This window comes from Phocaeicola sp. GP0067 (assembly GCF_031119655.1).
GTDB lineage: Bacteria > Bacteroidota > Bacteroidia > Bacteroidales > Bacteroidaceae > Phocaeicola > Phocaeicola vulgatus.
Window position 1 is genome coordinate 12,525 of record NZ_JAVHZY010000044.1, and the last position, 15,229, is coordinate 27,753.

A 15,229-nucleotide genomic window follows, 5' to 3' on the forward strand; every position below is an offset into this window, starting at 1 on the left:
ACAGTCTGATATAGTGGACTGTATAAACTCTTGCAGTAGACTGTACAGTCCACTGCCGGAGTCTGTAGTAGTTAACTGTATGATAAGGGTTAGCTATAAGGGAAAACGACCTTAATCGTCGGAGCAATAGGGCTTGGTAGAAGCTTCTTTCCAGGGTGTTTCAGATCTTCTACTTTCAGGGTCCTCAAATCAATTCGTAGCTGCTCACCTGAATAGGCATATCCAGATTATGCAGCACCTTCTCCAGCAAAATGCCTTCCCGATTATCATATTCATAGCCGAAAGTGGCGCGGATGCCTTGAAGGATAAACTGTGTGGCGCGGTCCAAGGCGATAGGAAGACTGTCGCCTTGCATCAGTGAGCCGGTTATCACACTGGTAAATGTATCGCCTGTGCCGGGATAGTGTGCGGGCAGGTAGGGACACGTTACTTTCCAATAGCGGTTTCCCTGTCTGTCATAGGCGTAAACGGAAGTTTTGCGAGGATCTCCCTGTACGGGCACGCTGGTGATAATAACGATACCGGGGCCGTGCTCCGAAATTTCATGCAGGTAAGCTTTTAGTTCTTCGTCTGTATTCTCCGCTTTATAGGGTTTGTCCAGCAAATAGAACAGTTCGGTCATATTGGGCGTGATGACATCTGCTTTCCGGATGAGGTGACGCATTTCCAGAATCATTTGTTCGTCAAAATTGGTATATAGCTTTCCGTTGTCTCCTAATACGGGATCTATCATGACCAGGCTGTCGGACTGGCGGAAATCATCAATGAACCCGGATACGATTTGTATCTGGCGGGGAGATCCCAAGTAGCCCGTATAAATAGCATCGAATTGTACGCCAAGTTGTTTCCATTCACTGATAATCTTGGGCATCTCGTCCGTGAGGTCCAAAAAAGAGAAGTGCGGGTATTGGGTGTGGCTGGACAATACGGCTGTGGGCAGAGGGCAGACTTGAAAGCCCATGGATGAGAGGATAGGGATAACGACGGTGAGGGATACCCGCCCTGCACCGGACAGATCGTGTACCGCAGCTATCTTCTTTACTTTATTTGTATACATATCTTCATGAATTAAGCGTTATGGATGGTATATATAACAGGTAAACCGGAAGAAAGTTATTCCAATGCTATGCTTTTTACCTTTATGTCTTGCCGGCCCAAGAAGATGGAAGCGGATTCCTCAAACTTGTTTTCGCTTTCTGTGGTGAGGAAGCGGCAGTTTCCTCCTTTATCGCAGCGTGCGTCCATTTCCGGATGGCGGTTTAAATAGTCTCGCAGGCTCCGGGCCACATATTCCCCTTGTGAAATGATGCGGATAGGTTCAGGCGTAAATTGCCTTATTTTATCCAGTAGCAGCGGATAATGGGTACATCCCAATATGATGGTGTCAATCATCGGATCTTTATCCAGCAGCCGGTTGATATGTTGTTTGACGAAATAGTCGGCTCCTTCCGATTGATATTCATTATTCTCTACCAAGGAAACCCACATGGGACAGGCTTCTCCTGTTACCACAATGTCGGGAGATAACTTATGTATTTCCAAAAGATAGGATTCGGATTTGATGGTACCGGCTGTGGCCAGTATACCTACGTGCCGGCTTCGGGTGATTTCTCCTATACTTTCTGCTGTAGGCCGGATGACACCGAGTACTCTGCGGGTAGCGTCTATTACCGGAAGATTGATCTGCTGGATGGTGCGTAAGGCTTTTGCCGATGCTGTGTTGCATGCCAATATCACCAAAGGACATCCCAGTTCAAACAGTTTGCTTACGGCTTGCAGGGTAAATTCGTAAACAACTTCAAAAGAGCGCGGCCCGTACGGACAGCGTGCGCTGTCTCCCAAATAGATATAATCATACTCAGGCATCAGTCCGCGTATTTTGTCCAGAATGGTCAGACCGCCGTAGCCGGAGTCGAATACACCGATGGGACCGGTTGAAGGGAGGATAGATGGGATCATGGCAGTATAGCTATATAATACAGGCACGGATTACACGGATGTTCACGGTTCTGAAACCTGTGAAATCTGTGTAATCCGTGCCTGTAAAGGTCCTTAACTTAATTATTTGATTCCTACTTTAGCTTTGACAGCAGCAGTTACATCTGTAGACTGCGCTTCATTTACGTAGGGAATTTCTGTTCTGTTCAAATCGAAGATATAAGTATATCCACCTTCTTGGCCTACTGCTTTGATGGCGTCTTCAATTTTCTTGTAGATAGGTTCCATCATATCAGCGTATGATTTCTGCAACTGTTGTTGTGCATCTTGTTGGAACTGCATTCCTTTTTCCTGTAACTCCTGCAATTCTTTCTGGCGTCTTTCCTGAATGTTCTTGGGAAGGTTGGCTTGTTCCTGTTGATATTCAGTATATTTTTTGGTCAGTTCATCAGTTGCACGTTTCATTTCATCCTCGTATTGTTTCTGCATGGCTTGGATGTCGGTCTGGGCCTTTGTGAATTCCGGCATGACAGTAAGTACATCTGCGGATTTAATATGCCCGAATTTCTGAGCAAATACACTCATCGGAGCGATAAGTAAAAGTAGTAAAGCAATTTTTTTCAACATAGTTCTATTTTTTATTAGTTATTGCAAATTTGGATTATCGGTTGCAAATGTAGGAAATTAATTTGAATATCCTAATCTTGAGAGCACTTCATTGCTGATATCAATGCTTGGAGATGCGAAAATAATGCTTTGGGCGGAGCCTCTGTCCACTACTGCCGCATATCCTTTTTGCTCTGAAATCTGTTTTACCGCTTCATAGATTTTATCTTGAATTGGTGCGATCAATGCCTCTTGTTTTTTGGCCATTTCTCCTTCGGGACCGAAATATTTCTTTCTCAGTTCGGCTGCTTCCTTTTCTTTTGCTACAATCGCTTCTTCTCTTTGCGTTTTCTGTGCGGCCGACAGGGAAGCCGAGGCTTTCTGATATTCTTTATAAAGTGCTTCCGCTTCTTTTGCTTTTGCTTCCACCTCACTTTGATATTGTTGTGAAGCTTGATTCAGTTGGGTATTCGCCTGTTCGTATGCAGGAATATTCTTCAGGATATATTCCATATCAATCAAGGCGAACTTTTGAGCGCTGGCTGTGAATACACAAGCCACAAACAATAGAGATAATAGGATAGCCTTTTTCATAATCACATTGTTTTTAGTTATTAAAACTCTTGTCCCAGGATAAAGTGGAACTGGCTTCCACTATACTGGCTGGATCCGTTAATCTTGTCGAAACCGTATGCCCAGTCAATACCCATCATACCAATCATCGGCAGGAAGATACGGACACCGACACCTGCCGAGCGTTTCAACTGGAACGGATTGAATTTGCTTACATCTGTCCATGCGTTACCTCCTTCAATGAAGCCTAATGCATAGATACTGGTCGAATTTTCCAGCATCAACGGGTATCTTAATTCTGCACCTAAACGTACGTAAGCATAGCCTTCACTACCATAAGGAGTCAATGAACCGTTTTCGTAACCACGCAGTGCAATGGTTTCGGAAGCGTAGCTGGTGCTATAGCCTGTCATACCGTCACCACCCATATAGAATGTTTCAAAAGGTGATTTCTTGTACTTGTTATAGTGACCCAGCAAACCGAACTCTGCACGTGTCATGATAACCGGACATTTCTGACCTCCTGTAAGAGCGGTATAGGTCTTTGATTTGAATTTCCATTTGTGGTATTCAATCCAGTTGAACATACTTGCCGCTTCATCATAATCATCTTTACCGTATACCGAGTAGTCCTTGTTACTGAACAATGAGTACGGAGGAGTCAGCTGTACGGAAGCCGAGAATTCAGAACCGCGACGCGGGAAAATCGGGTTATCCGTAGAGTTACGTGCCAAAGTCAGATTCAAACTCAGGTTGTTGCAATTACCGGTTGACATGTATTCTCCGTTGTTCAACTTGATATACAAGTAGCTCCAGTCTTTCAAAATAAAGCGCTGGTAAGAAAGTTCGGCTGACAAGGTAAAATAGTCATCCGGCCATCTCAAACGCTTACCCCAACCGATAGATGCTCCATACATCTGGATAGATTTATCGGGGTCATAAAAAGACTCGTAGTTGTTATTATATCCGCCATAATAATTTCCATAACCGCTGTAATAATTGTAGTAATTATTCATATAAGCTGAGTTATAGTAGTTACTGCTGATATCTGTCTGTATGGAGTAGAAAGCCGAAACAGAGAATGAATTCGGACGTTTTCCGCCAAACCATGGGTCAAAGAACGATACACTATATGACTGGTAATAACTACCGTTGGTCTGTCCGCTGATGGTTAATGTCTGTCCATCACCTTGTGGCAGGAATCCGCGGTAGTTGTCACTCTTATGGAACAAGTTGGCCATAGAGAAGTTCGTGAACTTCAAACTTAATTTACCGATAACACCGGTCTGTCCCCAACCTGCCGAGAATTCTACCTGGTCGTTTGCTTTGGACTCCAGGTTCCAGTTGATGTCTACCGTACCGTTGGTCGGGTCCGGTTGTACATCCGGCTGGATATTTTCAGGGTTGAAGTGTCCCATTTGGGCTATCTCACGATAAGAACGTTCCAATGCTTCTTTGCTGAACAGGTCTCCCGGCTTGGTTCTTAACTCACGGCGTACTACGTTTTCATACAAACGGTCGTTACCGTTGATACGCACTTTGCTGATAGAGGCCTGAGGACCTTCCTGAATACGCATTTCCAAATCAATGGAGTCGCCGTCTATGTTTACTTCTACGGGGTCAAGGTTATAGAAAACGTATCCTTTATTATAGTAGTAGTTACCGATAGCATCTTCATCACCGGTCAGACGCTCGGTCATTAATTTCTGGTTATAAACATCTCCCTTTTTCATACGGAGCTGTTCGTTCAGCCAGTCCGAAGCATAAATGGTGTTACCTACCCAGGTCACGTTGCGCAGATAGTATTTGTCACCTTCTTCTATTTTCATGTACACGTCGACGGTACGGTCATCGTACGGAGAAACACTGTCCACAACAATTTGTGCGTCGCGGTAACCTAATTCGTTGTATTTGTCGATGATATGCTGTTTGTCTTCTTCGTATTTCTCTTCAATGAATTTTTTGGTACGGAAAAGGTTGACAAGTTTGTTTTTCTCATTCGTCTTCTTCATGACGCGTTTTAACTTCTTGTCACTTAACACGGTGTTGCCGTCAATGGTGATCTTGTGGACTTTTACCTTTTCTTTCTTGTCAATCATCACATCAACATCCACTTGGTCCTTATTGTCAGCCAAATCACGCTCTACGATGGTCACTTCGGCGTTTTTAAAACCTTTTTCATCGAAATGTTTCTTGATTAATATTTTAGCACGGTCTATCAAGTTGGGAGTAATCTGGCTTCCTTTTACCAAACCTAGTTTGGCTTCCAAATCTTCACGCTCGCTTTTCTTTACGCCGTGGTAACGAATGTCGGCAATACGTGGACGTTGGGCCAGGATGATTTTTAAATAGATCTTGTCTCCAACAATTTTTTCAGCTAGGATTTGTACATCCGAGAACAGTCCGTGTCGCCAATAACGTTTTACAGCTGTGGTGATGTCATCTCCCGGAACAACAATGGTCTGTCCTACCGATAGTCCTGAAAGTCCGATCAATACATAATCTTCATAGTTTTTTACGCCTTCTACTTTGATTCCGCCGATTTCATACTTCTTGGGCGTTCCGGAATAAAGTATGACTGGATTGTCGTTTTCTTCTACGTTTGCTTCTTGGGCGTAACTGCCTGTTGAAAAGCAAAATAGGCATGTAAGCGTTAATAGTATAAGTGAAATACGATATAGCATTTTATCTAACTTTATATTTGTTCACTGGTTTTGCCGAAACGGCGTTCTCTTTTCTGATAATCATAAATGGCTTTGCAAAATTCTTCTTCGCGGAAGTCCGGCCAGAACGTTTCACAAAAATATAGTTCGGAATAAGCACATTGCCAAAGCAGATAGTTGCTAAGGCGGATTTCTCCTCCGGTACGTATAAGCAAATCCGGGTCGGGCATATAGTTTGTACTTAAATGTGCACTTATCAAATTGTCATCGATGTCCTCAATGGCTAGTTTGTCGTTTTGAATCTTGGCCGCTATTTGTCTTACCGCTTCTGTTATTTCCCATTTGGAAGAGTAGCTTAAAGCAAGTGTCAGACACATACCAGTATTGATTGAGGTGCGTTCAATGCATTGGTTCAATCGTTCCAGAACTTCTACCGGTAACTTTGCCGTATCACCGATAATGCGAAAACTGATGTTGTTTTTCATGAAAGTTTCTTCTTCAATGGAGTCCATCAGAAGACTCATCAGAGCAGCGACTTCATCTACCGGACGATTCCAGTTTTCGGTAGAGAAAGTATATAGTGTCAAGTATTTGACTCCCAGTCTAGCCGCTTCTTCTGCTATGATGTGTACAGTTTCTGCACCGGCTTGATGTCCGAAGCTGCGCGCCTGTCCACGTTGTTTAGCCCATCTTCCATTTCCATCCATTATAATGGCTACATGGGCAGGTATACGGCTTTTGTCTATTTGCTCTCTATATGGCATGTCGCAATCTATTTTATATGACTCTCTTTGACTTTATTCCTTGGAATCGAATCCCAACTTATTGATTCGTCCTCTCCATACTTCTCCGCTTCGGCTCCATATAATCCACAAGAAGTTATTCTTGTCTACAACATAAGAATAGTTGCCGTCTGCCTGGTTGTATAGATCAGTGAATTCTGTAGGGAAGAATACATATCTTGAAACAGGTTTCCATGTAACGCCTTGATCCGTTGATCCGTAGAATCGGCTGAAAGCGGGAATGTCCTTACCGAAACTTTTACCCGGACCGCCGAAAGCGTATAATTGGTCGTTGTAATGAATCATGGCTATATTAGCCAGCTTGGGACAATAAAAACTATCGTATGCGGCTGTAGGATAATCTGCCCAACTGTCTTCTGTAGTCAGTCTGGTCCATACAGTAGAGGTCGTGTCGGTCGCAATGGGATTTTCTCCCATTAGTACCATACGGTCTATGAATTTATTGGTTACCAACGGGTAAGCTGTGTATGATAACTGATTTTTCGGGAAATTGGCCGGAACCTCGCCATTAGTATCCCAAACCAGAGCATCCGTACTTTCCATAAAATGATTGTTGGTGTCTATGGCGTACAATTTGCAGTTATGTTCTGAATGAACACCGGCAATCAGCTTCTCGAATTTGGTGTTAGTGCCCATCTTGCTCCAGCTTTTTCCGTCAGAGGAGCAGTACAGGTCATTGTCGGCAAGTATGTATAATTGGTTTCCCCATGCCATGGCAGAAGAATAGTCCGCATTTTGCATATTTTCAGGTAAAGCCTGTAAGGGCGTCCAGGTTTTTCCGTCATTGATGTGGGTGCTTGTAACAGCGGCGCCATTGTCTTGCTGTGCGAAAACATAAATATAATCCCCTAATGTGACTGCTTTCTGTGCTTGGATAGTGTTGTCGAAACTACTTCCTCTATGGCTCCACTGCAATGAGTCGGGAACTTGTTTATGTACATTAATCTCGGCTTTATAAATAGGTCCATAGACTCCGCTCATCGCCATAACTTTAAATTGGACAGGCTTTTCGAAATTCAAGGAGTCGGTATCATTCCACAACGAATCTTTGTCCTCAGCGACAATAAAAATGCCAATACCGTCTGATTTTATGCTGACTACGACTTTGCTGATGTCTGTACCGACTGGCAGGGAGTCTACGTTGTAGATATGTCTTGTGCCTTGGTCGATGGCAAAAGGGTATTTGGTACCATCAACGGTGAATGTCAGCGTTGTGTCTTTGCCATTAACCTTTTCGGTATATTGAGTTTCAATTTTATCTTTTATAGCAAAAGAGGTAATGCTTGATTCTGAACTATATTCTGTTTCTACTTCGTTGTCGTCCAAGCAAGATGTAATCATAAAAGCCGCAGCAAGCAGACTTGTGATGACAGTCAAAAACTTTATTTTCATTTGCAAATGAGTCTATTGTTACAAGTCGCAAAAGTAGGAAGATTTTTTTCTATATAGAAGTTTTGGGACAAGTTTTATATTAATTTATAGATAAACCAGCCCTTTTTCTCGGTCAATCAGCCACATTTTATCTTTGAATTTGTGAATGGACGGCATGCATTATTTCTCTTCCAAAGTATATTTTATTCAGTTTAAAGTGTTTTTTTTGAATAGAAGGTGCCTGTATTCCATTGTTTAAGCGTAGTGGAGCCTTTTCTATGAAGGCTTCATCCCATAAGCCGGAGTCTATGAAAGACTGTAATAAAATACTTCCGCCTTCTACTAGGAGTGATTGTATTTTTTTCTGATATAATACTTCCATTATTTGCGGCAGGATATCTTTGTTGAAATCCAACGATATGTATTCTGTTAATGCGTTTGGCTGACAGGGGGATTCCCGGGTAAACACGAATGTCTTTATTTTGCCGTTGAAAAGTTCCAAATCTCGGGGTAATGTCAATTCTTTATCTATTACCAGACGCACGGGATGCTTGCCGTACCAATTCCGGGTGGATAGGGAGGGATTGTCAAGTAATGCCGTGTGTCGTCCTACTAATATAGCGTCATGTTCAGCGCGTTTTTTGTGTACCAGCATGCTGGTCAGCGGATTGGAAAGTATGATCGGCTTTCCTCCTGTGCGGTTTATATCGATAAAGCCATCAGCGGATTCTGCCCACTTTAAGGTTATGTATGGGCGTTTGAGCGTGTTGAATGTTATGAAGCGTCTTATCAGGTGCCGGCATTCCTCTTCTAAGACGCCTACGGTTACTTCAATGCCGGCTTTGCGCAGTTTCTCGATGCCTTTGCCGGCTACTTGGGAATACGGGTCTATGCAGCCTATTACGACTTTGGGGATTCTCTTCTCTATAATCAGGTCGGCGCAGGGAGGGGTCTTTCCATAATGGGAGCATGGTTCCAGACTTACGTATATGGTTGATTCCTTCAAAAGATTTTCGTCTTTAACGGAACGTATGGCGTTTACTTCGGCATGTGCCTCTCCGCAACGGATGTGGTAGCCTTCTCCAATAATGGTGTCGTGATATACAATGACAGCACCTACCATCGGATTAGGGGCTGTGTTACAAAGTCCGTTGTATGCCAGTTGCAGGCAACGGGAAATATATTTTTCATCTTTTGTCATAACGATCTTGTTTAAATTCTTACTTTTGCATATAAAATGACACTATGAATCCTGTTGTATCTTACATAAAACAAACCTTGCAGGGATATTACCCTGATTCAGAACTTGTGCCTATGGCTAAATTGCTGCTTACACAAGTCTTCGGCATGTCTGTTGTTGAATTGTATGCAGGCAAAGATACTACTTTTTCGGTGAATGAGCGGAAACAGCTGGATGATATTCTGGTTCGTCTGCAAAAACTGGAACCTATTCAATACATAATAGGTACGGAAGAATTTTATGGCCTTACTTTTGAAGTGAATAAACATGTATTGATTCCACGTCCGGAAACAGGGGAGTTGGTAGACTGGATTATACGGGAGCATAAGTATGGTCGGGTTAGAATATTGGATATTGGTACGGGGAGCGGCTGCATCGCTGTCTCTTTGGCTAAGAATTTGGAAGAGGCGGAGGTCGTTTCATGGGATGTTTCAGAAAAGGCGTTGCAAGTTGCGGAACGTAATTGCAGGCGGAACGGCGTTCGTGTAATTCTTGAGCAAAGGGATGTGCTGCTTGCTTCTCCTGCAGGTGAGCGGTTTGATGTCATTGTCAGCAATCCACCTTATATTACAGAAAAGGAGAGGGCGGATATGAGTGCTAATGTCTTGGAATGGGAGCCGGAATTGGCTTTGTTTGTGCCGGATGATAGTCCGTTGCTGTTTTATCGGAAAATAGCAGAATTGGGTAGGGATATGCTAGTGTCTGGTGGAAGGCTTTATTTTGAAATTAATCAGGAATACGGTCGGGAAACGGTGGATATGTTGGCTGGTTTGGAATACAAAAATATAAAATTGAGAAAAGATCTCTTTCAAAATGATAGAATGATAAAAGCGGAGAAATAAGATGAAGGGAGAATTAAGTGAGAATGATTTGAGGTATAAGGCAGAAGCTTATTGCTCTTTAATGGAGCGTTGTGTAGCAGATGTAGAGGCTAAATTATCACAATGGGGAGCCACTCCGGAAATGATGGAGAAAATCGTTCGGCATTTGCAGGATGAGAGATACATTGACCAGAAGCGTTTTTGCTCGGCTTTTGTTCGCGATAAATATCGCTTTAACCAATGGGGCAGAGTGAAAATCTGCCAGGCTTTGCGCATGAAGAAAATCCCTGCGGATGTTATAGCCAAAGGATTGGAGGAGGTAGATGAGCGGGAATATATGGAGATACTATCTGGTTTGATCGAGCAGAAAAGAAGAAGTGTGAAAGCATGTACGGAATACGAACGGAATGGGAAATTGATTCGTTTTGCAGTTGGTAGAGGATTTGAAATGGAGGCTGTTTGCCGTTGTGTGAAACAAACCGGAGAAGATGATGTCTATCTGGACTGATCTTTGGAATTTATTTTTCCCTCATAGTTGTCTGCTTTGTGGGCGGCAGCTTATATCAGGGGAGAGAGTGCTTTGCTTGAAATGCTTGTCGGGGCTTCCGCGTACTCAATTTCATTTACGGAAAGATAATATTGTAGAATGTAATTTCTGGGGAAAAATACCGGTGGAGCATGCCACCTCTTTTCTTTATTATGCAAAGGGAGGAAATGTCCGACAGTTGTTGTACGAACTGAAATATCATGGTAATCAAGAAGTGGGTGAAGTGATGGGGCGGATGATGGCATCTGAACTTATGTGTTCTCATTTTTTTGATGGGATAGATTTGATTGTTCCTGTTCCGTTGCATCAACGTAAAAAACGTTTAAGGGGGTATAACCAAAGCGAATGCCTGGCAAGAGGAGTTTCGGTGGTGACAGGTATTCCTATGGATACTAAAGTTGTGATAAGAAGCAGGTATACTGACACACAGACGCATAAAGGACAATATGCAAGATGGGAAAACGTGCGAAATTTGTTTGCCTGTATTTTCCCTGATAGCTTGGAAGGAAAGCATCTTTTGTTGGTGGATGATGTGCTGACAACAGGGGCTACGGTTGTTTCTTGCGCTGATGCCTTTCGTGGCATACCCGGATTACGTATCAGTGTGCTTACTTTGGCATTGGCAGGGGAATCCTGATAACAACAACTATTTTTTAGAAAAATACCTTGTCCGATTTTTCATTATCTCGATGTATTTCTATATTTTTGCACAATATTTATCAGATATAGTTGAGTTATGAAGACTTTAGAAAAATTATTCGCAGAGAAATTACTGAAGATTAAGGCTATCAAGTTGCAGCCGGCTAATCCTTTTACTTGGGCGTCCGGTTGGAAGTCGCCTTTTTATTGTGATAACCGCAAAACTCTTTCGTATCCTTCTCTTCGTAATTTTGTGAAACTTGAGATTAGCCGTATTGTCCTGGAGAAGTTCGGTCAGGTAGATGCTATTGCCGGTGTGGCGACAGGGGCTATCCCTCAAGGAGCTTTGGTGGCTGAAGAGTTGAATCTGCCGTTTGTGTATGTTCGTTCTACTCCAAAAGACCATGGCTTGGAAAACCTGATTGAAGGTGAACTTCGTCCTGGTATGAAAGTCGTAGTTATTGAGGACTTGATTTCAACTGGCGGCAGCAGTTTGAAAGCTGTTGAAGCTATCCGTCGTGACGGATGTGAAGTGATTGGTATGGTCGCTGCATTTACTTATGGTTTCCCAGTGGCAATTGAAGCGTTTAAGGAAGCAAAAGTGAACTTGGTTACTCTGACTAATTATGAAGCTGTATTGGATTCAGCCTTGAAGACCGGATATATTAATGAAGAGGATGTTCCGGTTTTGGATAATTGGAGAAAGGATCCGGCTCATTGGGAGGCAGGCAAATAAGTTATAGTTTTAAAACAAATATAATATGAAGAGAACCGTTCGGGAATTTTTATGGATTTCCGGATTGTTCTTTTCGTGTTTTTAGAGAGCAGGTATTATGGCACAATTTGAGAGTGGTGTGAAATATGTTCCTTATAGTCAGGAACAGGTGTTTAATAAGTTGTCGGATTTAAGTAACTTGGAATCTGTACGTGATAAATTGGCCGACAAGGTACAAGGTATGGAGTTCGACAGTGACTCTTTAAGTTTTACGGTACAAGGCATAAGCATTACTTTGCGTATTATAGAACGTGAACCTTATAAATGTGTTAAATTCGAAAGTGAAAAATCTCCGGTCCCTATGAATTTGTGGATTCAGATTTTGCCTGTAGAGGCTGGGCAGGCAAAACTGAAAGTAACTATTCGTGCAGAAGTGAATATGTTTATGAAGGCGATGGTTGCTAAACCTTTACAGGATGGTGTGGATAAACTGGCTGAGATGTTATCGATGATTCCTTATTAAAAATAAAGACAAATATGGCACAGAAACTTTGGGAAAAAAATGTCCGGGTAAATGAGGAGATAGATCGTTTTACTGTAGGACGTGACCGTGAAATGGATCTTTATCTGGCTAAACACGATGTATTGGGCTCAATGGCACATATCACCATGTTGGAAAGTATCGGTTTGCTTACAGCCGGAGAATTGGAAATGCTATTAGCGGAATTAAAGAATATCTATGCTTCTGCCGAAAAGGGAGAGTTTGTAATAGAGGATGGTATAGAGGATGTACACTCGCAAGTAGAATTGATGTTGACGCGTAAGTTGGGAGATGTCGGAAAGAAAATTCATAGTGGACGTTCACGCAATGACCAGGTGTTGGTGGATTTGAAGCTGTTTACTCGTGCGGAATTAAAAGAAGTGGCCGAAGAGGTGGAGCAACTTTTTCATGTGCTGATTTCTCAAAGCAATACATATAAGGATGTGTTAATGCCGGGTTACACTCATTTGCAGATAGCGATGCCTTCTTCATTTGGCTTGTGGTTTGGCGCGTATGCTGAGAGTCTGGTGGACGATATGATGTTTCTGCAGGCTGCATTCAAAATGTGCAACCGCAATCCGTTGGGCTCTGCTGCCGGGTATGGTTCTTCTTTTCCGCTCGATCGTGAGATGACCACCCGCTTGTTGGGATTTGATTCGATGGATTATAATGTGGTGTATGCGCAGATGGGGCGTGGTAAGATGGAACGTAATGTGGCTTTTGCTTTGGCTTCTATTGCCGGGACAGTTTCTAAAATGGCTTTTGACGCTTGTATGTTCAGTAGCCAAAACTTTGGCTTTGTAAAACTTCCGGATGAATGTACTACTGGCTCCAGTATAATGCCTCATAAAAAGAACCCTGATGTCTTTGAATTGACACGGGCAAAATGCAACAAGCTGCAGGCTCTTCCTCAGCAGATTATGATGATAATGAATAATTTGCCTTCGGGGTATTTTCGTGATTTGCAGATTATAAAAGAAGTTTTCTTGCCTGCGTTCCGGGAGTTGAAGGAATGTCTGCAAATGGCTGCCTATATTATGGACAAAATTAAAATCAACGAACATATTCTGGATGATGACCGTTACCTTTATATCTTTAGTGTGGAAGAGGTCAACCGTTTGGCGTCTGAAGGTATGCCGTTCCGTGATGCTTATAAAAAGGTTGGCCTGGACATAGAAGCCGGCAAGTTCACCCATGACAAGAAGGTGCATCATACTCATGAGGGTAGTATCGGTAATTTGTGTAATGACAGGATCGAAAGCTTGATGCGGCAAGTAGTGGACGGATTTAATTTCTCAGTCATGGAACAGGCTGAACGAAGCCTTTTAGGTAGATAGAAATAATTGTAAAACGTAATAGCATGAAATATCAACCTTCGGCAGACCGTTATAGCAAAATGCAGTACAAATACTGCGGAAATAGCGGCTTGCTTTTACCTCGTATCTCTTTAGGTTTGTGGCATAACTTTGGTAGTGTGGACGATTTTGGTGTAGCAACCGATATGATTAAATATGCTTTTGATAGCGGGGTTACACATTTTGACTTAGCTAATAATTATGGTCCTGTTCCGGGAAGTGCTGAGATTAATTTCGGTAAAATTCTGAAGGAGCATTTCCAAGGTTACCGTGATGAATTGATTATTTCCTCAAAAGCAGGACACGAAATGTGGAATGGACCTTATGGGGGAAACAGTTCGCGTAAGAATTTAATGGCCAGTATCGACCAAAGCCTGTGCCGTACCGGTTTGGATTACTTTGATATATTTTATAGTCACCGTTATGATGGCGTGACCCCGGTTGAGGAAACGATGCAAGCGTTGATTGATATAGTGAAGCAAGGAAAAGCATTGTATGTGGGTATTTCAAAGTATCCGCCTATGCAGGCAAAGGTGGCTTATGAAATATTGAGAAGTGCCGGTGTGCCGTGTTTGATCAGCCAATATCGTTATAGTATGTTTGATCGTGCTGTGGAGGAGGAGGTATTGCCGTTGGCCGCTGAACAAGGCTCCGGCTTTATTGCATTTTCGCCTTTGGCACAAGGATTGCTGACCAATAAATATTTGCATGGTATTCCGGAACACTCTCGTGCGGCTCGTGCTACTGGGTTTTTGAAAGTAGACCAAGTGACAGAAGATAAAGTGGAAAAAGCACTTCGGCTGAATGAGGTGGCTGTACGCCGTGGGCAGACTTTGGCTGAGATGGCATTGGCATGGGTCTTGAAAGACGAACGGATGACCTCTGTTATTGTGGGGGCAAGTTCTGTAAAACAGCTGGCAGATAATCTTCATGCGTTGGATAATTTGGCCTTTACTGATGCAGAATTGACCGAAATAGAGGGAATTTTACGATTGTGAATAAAAAAATGGGTGTAAAGTTTGGTTGGTATTATAAAATGGCTTATCTTTGCACCCGTTAAAACAAAACGCGGAAATAGCTCAGTTGGTAGAGCATAACCTTGCCAAGGTTAGGGTCGCGAGTTCGAGTCTCGTTTTCCGCTCTCTCTCGTCGAGGATGCTCGAATGGTGGAATCGGTAGACACGAGGGACTTAAAATCCCTTGGCCATTGCGGCTGTGCGGGTTCAAGTCCCGCTTCGAGTACAAGATGTAATTGCAATCATTGGAAAACTGATGATTGCGATTTTTGTTTTGTATAATTCACCATAAGATAACAGAAGCAGAAGCACGGGTCAGCGGATTTTCGGGTCAGCGGATTTTCCGGGTTGGCAAGCTTTCTTTTAAGCGTATAGCCTAGCCAGTCTGAACATGAAGAACT

At 42.9% G+C, this 15,229-nt stretch carries 15 protein-coding genes and 2 tRNA genes; 9 read left to right on the forward strand and 8 right to left on the reverse strand.

Annotated elements, in window-relative coordinates; genetic code table 11:
* Positions 1-184: 184 nt before the first annotated feature.
* From RE317_RS20135 to ribD, 8 genes are all read right to left on the reverse strand, one after another.
* The gene (locus RE317_RS20135; protein ID WP_057279275.1) at positions 185-1,057 is read right to left on the reverse strand and encodes a pyridoxamine kinase; all 873 of its coding nucleotides are present in this window, start codon (positions 1,055-1,057) and stop codon (positions 185-187) included.
* Between the two features lie 56 nt (positions 1,058-1,113).
* Positions 1,114-1,959, reverse strand: a complete 846-nt coding sequence (murI, locus tag RE317_RS20140; RefSeq protein ID WP_117873202.1) for a glutamate racemase — start codon at positions 1,957-1,959, stop codon at positions 1,114-1,116.
* Between the two features lie 102 nt (positions 1,960-2,061).
* The gene (locus tag RE317_RS20145) at positions 2,062-2,565 is read right to left on the reverse strand and encodes an OmpH family outer membrane protein (protein WP_005844495.1); all 504 of its coding nucleotides are present in this window, start codon (positions 2,563-2,565) and stop codon (positions 2,062-2,064) included.
* 57 nt (positions 2,566-2,622) lie between these two features.
* Positions 2,623-3,138, reverse strand: coding sequence for an OmpH family outer membrane protein (locus RE317_RS20150; protein WP_005844497.1), 516 nt, complete (start codon positions 3,136-3,138; stop codon positions 2,623-2,625).
* A 20-nt stretch (positions 3,139-3,158) separates the two neighbouring features.
* Positions 3,159-5,801: an outer membrane protein assembly factor BamA gene (gene bamA / locus RE317_RS20155; RefSeq protein WP_005844499.1), complete on the reverse strand. Its 2,643-nt coding sequence runs from the start codon at positions 5,799-5,801 to the stop codon at positions 3,159-3,161.
* 11 nt (positions 5,802-5,812) lie between these two features.
* Positions 5,813-6,544, reverse strand: coding sequence for an isoprenyl transferase (locus RE317_RS20160; protein WP_005844501.1), 732 nt, complete (start codon positions 6,542-6,544; stop codon positions 5,813-5,815).
* A 33-nt stretch (positions 6,545-6,577) separates the two neighbouring features.
* Positions 6,578-7,975 carry a DUF6242 domain-containing protein gene (locus tag RE317_RS20165; RefSeq protein WP_008666699.1) on the reverse strand — a complete coding sequence of 466 codons (1,398 nt, stop codon included), beginning with the start codon at positions 7,973-7,975 and terminating at the stop codon, positions 6,578-6,580.
* 127 nt (positions 7,976-8,102) lie between these two features.
* A complete protein-coding gene (ribD, locus tag RE317_RS20170; protein WP_008666700.1) occupies positions 8,103-9,155 on the reverse strand; it encodes a bifunctional diaminohydroxyphosphoribosylaminopyrimidine deaminase/5-amino-6-(5-phosphoribosylamino)uracil reductase RibD in 1,053 nt (350 codons plus the stop codon).
* Between the two features lie 44 nt (positions 9,156-9,199).
* Between ribD and prmC the strand changes: the two genes are divergently transcribed.
* The 9 genes from prmC (at position 9,200) to RE317_RS20215 (ending at position 15,054) form a co-directional block, all read left to right on the forward strand.
* Entirely contained in the window at positions 9,200-10,036 is an 837-nt protein-coding gene (prmC, locus tag RE317_RS20175) for a peptide chain release factor N(5)-glutamine methyltransferase (protein ID WP_008666701.1), read from the forward strand.
* Position 10,037: 1 nt separating this feature from the next.
* On the forward strand, positions 10,038-10,523 hold the full coding sequence (locus RE317_RS20180; RefSeq protein WP_008666702.1) for a regulatory protein RecX: 486 nt from the start codon (positions 10,038-10,040) through the stop codon (positions 10,521-10,523).
* Positions 10,504-11,199 carry a ComF family protein gene (locus RE317_RS20185; protein ID WP_005844511.1) on the forward strand — a complete coding sequence of 232 codons (696 nt, stop codon included), beginning with the start codon at positions 10,504-10,506 and terminating at the stop codon, positions 11,197-11,199. The genes RE317_RS20180 and RE317_RS20185 overlap by 20 nt, the downstream gene beginning before the upstream one ends.
* A 99-nt stretch (positions 11,200-11,298) precedes the next feature.
* On the forward strand, positions 11,299-11,937 hold the full coding sequence (gene pyrE / locus RE317_RS20190; RefSeq protein ID WP_005844513.1) for an orotate phosphoribosyltransferase: 639 nt from the start codon (positions 11,299-11,301) through the stop codon (positions 11,935-11,937).
* Between the two features lie 97 nt (positions 11,938-12,034).
* Positions 12,035-12,439, forward strand: coding sequence for a hypothetical protein (locus tag RE317_RS20195; protein ID WP_005844515.1), 405 nt, complete (start codon positions 12,035-12,037; stop codon positions 12,437-12,439).
* A 14-nt stretch (positions 12,440-12,453) separates the two neighbouring features.
* Entirely contained in the window at positions 12,454-13,794 is a 1,341-nt protein-coding gene (gene argH / locus RE317_RS20200; RefSeq protein ID WP_005844516.1) for an argininosuccinate lyase, read from the forward strand.
* Positions 13,795-13,817: 23 nt separating this feature from the next.
* Positions 13,818-14,810: an aldo/keto reductase gene (locus tag RE317_RS20205; protein ID WP_008666704.1), complete on the forward strand. Its 993-nt coding sequence runs from the start codon at positions 13,818-13,820 to the stop codon at positions 14,808-14,810.
* Positions 14,811-14,880: 70 nt separating this feature from the next.
* Positions 14,881-14,953, forward strand: a tRNA-Gly gene (locus tag RE317_RS20210).
* Between the two features lie 16 nt (positions 14,954-14,969).
* Positions 14,970-15,054, forward strand: a tRNA-Leu gene (locus RE317_RS20215).
* Positions 15,055-15,229: the final 175 nt, after the last annotated feature.

Bases quoted from the DNA above. Each gene is read 5' to 3' on its own strand.
- RE317_RS20135 (WP_057279275.1), bottom strand. From the start codon at position 1,057: ATGTATACAAATAAAGTAAAGAAGATAGCTGCGGTACACGATCTGTCC.
- murI (WP_117873202.1), bottom strand. From the start codon at position 1,959: ATGATCCCATCTATCCTCCCTTCAACCGGTCCCATCGGTGTATTCGAC.
- RE317_RS20145 (WP_005844495.1), bottom strand. From the start codon at position 2,565: ATGTTGAAAAAAATTGCTTTACTACTTTTACTTATCGCTCCGATGAGT.
- RE317_RS20150 (WP_005844497.1), bottom strand. From the start codon at position 3,138: ATGAAAAAGGCTATCCTATTATCTCTATTGTTTGTGGCTTGTGTATTC.
- bamA (WP_005844499.1), bottom strand. From the start codon at position 5,801: ATGCTATATCGTATTTCACTTATACTATTAACGCTTACATGCCTATTT.
- RE317_RS20160 (WP_005844501.1), bottom strand. From the start codon at position 6,544: ATGCCATATAGAGAGCAAATAGACAAAAGCCGTATACCTGCCCATGTA.
- RE317_RS20165 (WP_008666699.1), bottom strand. From the start codon at position 7,975: ATGAAAATAAAGTTTTTGACTGTCATCACAAGTCTGCTTGCTGCGGCT.
- ribD (WP_008666700.1), bottom strand. From the start codon at position 9,155: ATGACAAAAGATGAAAAATATATTTCCCGTTGCCTGCAACTGGCATAC.
- prmC (WP_008666701.1), top strand. From the start codon at position 9,200: ATGAATCCTGTTGTATCTTACATAAAACAAACCTTGCAGGGATATTAC.
- RE317_RS20180 (WP_008666702.1), top strand. From the start codon at position 10,038: ATGAAGGGAGAATTAAGTGAGAATGATTTGAGGTATAAGGCAGAAGCT.
- RE317_RS20185 (WP_005844511.1), top strand. From the start codon at position 10,504: ATGATGTCTATCTGGACTGATCTTTGGAATTTATTTTTCCCTCATAGT.
- pyrE (WP_005844513.1), top strand. From the start codon at position 11,299: ATGAAGACTTTAGAAAAATTATTCGCAGAGAAATTACTGAAGATTAAG.
- RE317_RS20195 (WP_005844515.1), top strand. From the start codon at position 12,035: ATGGCACAATTTGAGAGTGGTGTGAAATATGTTCCTTATAGTCAGGAA.
- argH (WP_005844516.1), top strand. From the start codon at position 12,454: ATGGCACAGAAACTTTGGGAAAAAAATGTCCGGGTAAATGAGGAGATA.
- RE317_RS20205 (WP_008666704.1), top strand. From the start codon at position 13,818: ATGAAATATCAACCTTCGGCAGACCGTTATAGCAAAATGCAGTACAAA.